Raw genomic sequence first — 5,518 nt, 5'->3', positions numbered from 1 at the left:
CTTTTCCTCGGTGCTTGGGCTTCGGTTATCGCGGTAGCCGCCGTCATGGCGACGCGGTCGTGGGCACGGTCGCGCCGCAAGCCGCCCAAAGAAGCATCGCGCAATGCCACGAAGCGAATGACGATTCAGGCGTTCGTGCTCGCGCTGAGCTGGGGCGCGATGCCGGTGGTGCTGCTTCCCGGGATCGAGCCGCAGCATCAATTGATCGTCGCCTGCCTGATGGCGGGAATGATCTCGGCAGGCGGGTTCGCGCTCGCAAGCGTGCCGAGCGCGGGACTGGCCTACACGTGGACGATGACCTGCGCATCCGTGCTGGCTCTGCTGCTCTGCCGGGACGAGACGTTCGCGATCACCGCGATTTTCCTCGTAATCTATGCGGTCTTTATCTCGCGCAACGTGGTGTCGAACGGAAATCTGTTTTTCGACAATTTGTCGGCGCGCTTGCAACTCGAACGCCAGACCGAGACCATCTCGCTCTTGCTCAAGGAATTTCAGGAAAATGCCAGCGACTGGCTTTGGCAGACCGATGCGGAAGGAAGCCTGACCCACGTTCCCGAACGTTTCGTCGAGGTGGCGCAGATGCCGCCTCAATTGCTGCTCGGCGCCAGGTTCGTCGAAGCCCTCGAGGTGCTTTGCCCTTCCGATGGCGCGGCCGTCGCCGCACTTGCCGGGCTGATGGAAAAGCACGAACCGCTGCACGATGTCATCGTTCATGTCGTCGCCGGCGGCCAAGCCCGGATGTGGTCGTTGTCGGCAAAGCCGGCGGTCGACCACGACGGCGTCTTCGTCGGCTATCGCGGTGTCGGGCACGACGTCACCGAGCGCTGGCGGGCCGAGCAGGCCGAAGCGGAGAACCGGGCGAAGTCCCGGTTCCTTGCGATGATGAGCCACGAAATCCGGACCCCGATGAACGGCGTACTCGGCCTGGCGAGCATGCTGCTGGAGACCAAGCTCGATCCGGAGCAGCATCATGCGGTTGCCACCATCAGGGAATCCGGCGACAATCTGCAGCGGATCCTCAATGACATTCTCGACCTCTCGAAGCTCGAGGCTGGCCGGCTGGAGTTTGAGGCGATCGATTTCTCGCCGGCCGCGCTGATGGACGCCGTTTCGTCGATTATCGGATCCAGCGCGAAGACCAAGGGACTGACGGTCAAGATCGATGTCGATCCGAAACTACCCCGCGCCCTGCGCGGAGACGTCGCCAGGATCCGTCAGGTCCTGCTCAATCTTGCCACCAATGCCATCAAATTCACCGAGCTCGGCGGCGTGACCATCGCGGTCGCCTGCACATCGCGGGACGATAGTTGCGCTACCGTTGAATGGCGGGTGACGGATACCGGCATCGGAATCCCGCCCGACCGCGTCGGCGGTCTTTTTGCGGATTTTGTCCAGGCCGATGTCTCGATCAATCGCCGCTTCGGCGGCACCGGGCTCGGCCTTGCCATCAGCCGGCGCATCGTCGAGCAAATGGGCGGCAGCATCGCCGTTAGCTCCATCCCCGGCGTTGGCGCAACGTTCCGGTTCAGCCTGACCCTGCCGTGGAGCGAAAAACCGGTCTCGGACCAGCGCGCCGATCGGGTCGGGGCCGACGACCTCAAGGCCGGCATCGCCGCGCTCGGCCGACCGTTGCGGGTGCTGATCGCGGAGGATGACGCGACCAACCGGATGGTTGTCGTGAAGATGCTGCAGGAATTCAACGCGGAGACGCGGATCGCGACCGATGGCGTGCAGGCGGTACGGGCAGCATCCGAAGCCGACTACGACCTGATCCTGATGGATGTGCGCATGCCGGAGATGGACGGCCTTGCGGCAACGCGGGCGATCCGCGCCCGCGGCGGGCGCTTTGCCACGCTGCCGATTATTGCGCTGACCGCGAATGCATTCCCCGAAGATGTCAAGCAGTGCCGCGACTCCGGCATGTCCGACTTCCTTGCCAAGCCGCTGCGCAAGCCGGCGATGGTGGCAGCGATACTGCGCGCCGTCGATCGGGCCGCTGTGCCGGCCGCTTCATCGCCGGTGTTACCGGCCCCATCGACGGGATCCGCGCCGCTTGACCGGAACGCGCTGGCGCAACTCACCGAGGCAATCGGCGCAGACGGCGTGCGTCAGACATTCGCGCTCTTCGCACGCGAGACCGAGGCCCGGCTCGCCTTGTTCCAGGAATTCGAGGAGGGCAACGATCGCGAGCAGATCGAGATCGAGGCGCATGCGCTAAAGGGATCGGCCAGGACGCTCGGCGCCGGCGAGATGGCAGATATCGCAAGGTTGATCGAACACCGGGCGGCCAAGATCAGCGCCGACGAGTTGCGGGAGGCGGTTTTGCAGCTGGACGACGCCTATCGCAAAATGCGCCGGGAGTTCGAGACGGACAAAGCAGGGATCGCGTAGCACGGGCCCGCGAGGGTTTCGGCCGTGCCGGGACCGACCGCGTTCGATGTTCTCAGATCGAAAAACTGGTGCCGCAGCCGCAGGATGCGGTGGCGTTGGGGTTGACCACCCGGAACGAGGCGCCGATCAGGTCGTCGACGAAGTCGACCTCGGAGCCCGCCAGAAACGGCACCGAGGCGGGGTCGACCAGCACCACGGCGCTGTCGCGCGCGATCACCAGGTCGTCTTCCGCCTTGGCGCGTTCGATATCGAATTTGTATTGAAAGCCGGAGCAGCCGCCGCCCTCGACGCTGATGCGCAGCATCGCACCTTCGCCCTCGGTCTTGAGGATTTCCCCGATCCGGCGGGCCGCCCGCTCGCTAATGACCACATTGGCTGCTGTCATGAAGTAGCTCCGATCGCCGGCCGATAGCCAAATTATTTGGTGTCCGGCGCCCAAGTCTAGTTAAGTGTGCCGGACGCTGGAATCAAACCCCTGAGGGAGACTATTACACCGTGTCGGTCGGAATGGCTGCTCCTCGTTCGGTCTTTGCCTGCGATTCCGAACGCAGCCGCGGGCGGCTGTTCCAGGAGCCGCCGAGCAAGACCCGCAGCCCGTTCCGGCGCGATTGCGACCGGGTGATCCATTCCACCGCCTTTCGCCGCCTCAAGTACAAGACCCAGGTGTTCGTGTTCCACGAAGGCGATCATTACCGCACCCGGCTGACCCATTCGCTCGAGGTGGCGCAGATCGCGCGCGCACTGGCGCGGCAGCTCGGTCTCGATGAGGATCTCACGGAAACGCTGGCGCTCGCCCATGACCTCGGCCATCCGCCGTTCGGGCATGCCGGCGAGCGGGCGCTGGATGCCTGCCTGCAGCCCCATGGCGGGTTCGACCACAACGCCCAGACCTTGCGGGTGGTCACCTCGCTGGAGCATCGCTATCCCGAATTCGACGGGCTCAACCTGACCTGGGAAGCGCTGGAGGGCATCGTCAAGCACAACGGCCCGTTGACGGAACGAAATGGGCTCGCCGGCGGGCGCTATCGCGACCGCGGCATTCCCGTGGCCATTTCCGAATATAACGGCAAATACGATCTGGAATTGTGGAGCTTTGCCTCGCTGGAAGCGCAGGTCGCGGCGATTGCCGACGACATTGCCTATGACGCCCACGATATCGACGATGGCCTGCGGGCCGGTCTGTTCACCGTCGACGATCTCAGGGTCATGCCGCTGACGGCGGAAATGATCGCCGAAATCGACCGGCGCTATCCCGCGCTGGATGACGACAGGCGCGGCGCCGAACTTGTGCGCGAGCTGATTTCCTGCCTTATCGGCGCCGTCATCTCGGAAGCGCGACGGCGCCTGGAAGCAGCAGGACCGCAATCGGCCGACGATGTCCGCAACCTTGGCAACGCGCTGATCGCGTTTGCCGCCGACGTCGCGCGAGCCGAGGCCGAGATCAAGGCGTTCCTGAAGCTGCGGATGTACCGGCACGAGCGGGTGATGCGGGTAATGGGCGAGGCCGAACAGATCCTGTTCGATCTGTTCGCGCGCTATCAGAACACCCCTGGTGATCTGCCGGCGGAGTGGCTGCCGCCGGACGGCGGGGACAGCGAAACCGAGCGCGCCCGGCGGATCGGCAACTTCATCGCCGGGATGACCGACCGTTTCGCGCTGACCGAGCACCAAAGGCTTTTTGACTCGACCCCGGATTTGCGTTAGGCGGCGGCCTCAAAGCCGCATGCGCGGCGCAATCCCAGGTCACTTTCCGCCCATGGCCGATAAAGCTACACATCCGCATCTTTTCGCCGACGTGCTGGCGCGCGTGCACGCGGTTTGCGGCGTGCTCGCGGCAGAAGGCGGATGGCCTGCCGGAATCGACCTGTCGCGGGTCGTGGTCGAACCGCCGCGCGACGCCGCGCATGGCGATATGGCGACCAACGCGGCGATGGTGCTGGCCAAGGAAGCCAGGGCAAAACCGCGCGACCTGGCGGAAGCGATCGCGGCCAAATTGCGCGGGGACGATCTGATCGCATCCGTCGATGTCGCCGGTCCGGGCTTCATCAATCTCACCCTGAAGCCAAAGGCCTGGTCCGACGCGCTGCGTACCGTGCTGCGCGAGGGCGACGCCTACGGGCAAAGCGGGTTGGGCGCGGGCGAGAAGGTCAATGTCGAATATGTCTCGGCCAATCCGACCGGGCCGATGCATGTCGGGCATTGCCGCGGCGCGGTGTTCGGCGACGCGCTGTGCAGCCTGCTTGCTTTCGCGGGCTATGACGTCACGCGCGAATATTACATCAACGATGCCGGCGCGCAGGTCGATGTGCTCGCGCGCTCGGCTTTCCTGAGGTATCGCGAGGCGCTCGGCGAGGACATCGGCGCGATTCCGGAAGGGCTTTATCCCGGCGACTATCTGAAGCCTGTCGGGCAGGCGCTGGCCGCCGAATATGGCGACAAGCTGCTGGCAATGCCGGAAGGCCGATGGCTTCCGGTCGTGCGCGACAAGTCGATCGCGATGATGATGGAGGAGATCAAGGGCGATCTCGCAGCCCTCAACATCAGGCACGACGTGTTCTTTTCCGAGCGTTCGCTGACCGAAGCCGGCAACAACAAGGTAGCCGAGACCATCGATTTCCTGCGCTCGCGGGGCGATGTTTATGAAGGCCGCCTGCCGCCGCCGAAGGGCGGGCCGGTCGAGGATTACGAGGACCGCGAGCAAACGCTGTTCCGGGCCACCGCCTATGGCGACGATGTTGATCGTCCGCTGATGAAGTCAGACGGCGCCTATACCTATTTCGCCTCCGACATCGCCAACCACAAGAACAAGTTCGACCGCGGCTTTACCAATCTCATCGATGTGTTTGGCGCCGACCACGGCGGCTACATCAAGCGCATGCAGGCGGCGGTCAAAGCCGTTACATCAGGCAAGGCGACGCTGGATGTGAAGATCGTCCAGCTCGTCAAGCTGCTGCGCAACGGCGAGCCCGTGAAGATGTCGAAACGCTCCGGCGATTTCGTCACCTTGCGCGAGGTGGTCGACGAAGTAGGCAAGGACGCCGTCCGCTTCATGATGCTCTACCGCAAGAACGACGCGGTGCTGGATTTCGACCTCGCCAAGGTGATCGAGCAGTCGCGCGAGAACCCG

General features: G+C 64.2%; 4 protein-coding genes. 3 read left to right on the top strand and 1 reads right to left on the bottom strand.

The genetic code is table 11. The annotated features are described in order from the left end of the window. A partial coding sequence (locus QZ213_RS23870; protein ID WP_291688542.1) for a PAS domain-containing hybrid sensor histidine kinase/response regulator occupies positions 1-2,391 on the top strand: 2,391 nt, incomplete at its 5' end. Between the two features lie 52 nt (positions 2,392-2,443). Here QZ213_RS23870 and erpA read toward each other — a convergent pair. Continuing rightward, the gene (erpA, locus tag QZ213_RS23865; protein ID WP_291688541.1) at positions 2,444-2,776 is read right to left on the bottom strand and encodes an iron-sulfur cluster insertion protein ErpA; all 333 of its coding nucleotides are present in this window, start codon (positions 2,774-2,776) and stop codon (positions 2,444-2,446) included. Positions 2,777-2,886: 110 nt separating this feature from the next. On the opposite strand from erpA, the gene QZ213_RS23860 reads away from it, so the two are divergent. Next, positions 2,887-4,095, top strand: a complete 1,209-nt coding sequence (locus tag QZ213_RS23860) for a deoxyguanosinetriphosphate triphosphohydrolase (protein WP_291688540.1) — start codon at positions 2,887-2,889, stop codon at positions 4,093-4,095. A 52-nt stretch (positions 4,096-4,147) separates the two neighbouring features. Further along, positions 4,148-5,518: arginine--tRNA ligase (gene argS / locus QZ213_RS23855; RefSeq protein ID WP_291688539.1), on the top strand; the 1,371-nt coding region annotated here is incomplete at its 3' end.

This window comes from Bradyrhizobium sp., assembly GCF_017881085.1.
Lineage (GTDB): Bacteria > Pseudomonadota > Alphaproteobacteria > Rhizobiales > Xanthobacteraceae > Bradyrhizobium.
Note: the sequence above shows the minus strand (reverse complement) of the source record. Positions and strands in the feature narration are given on the sequence as shown.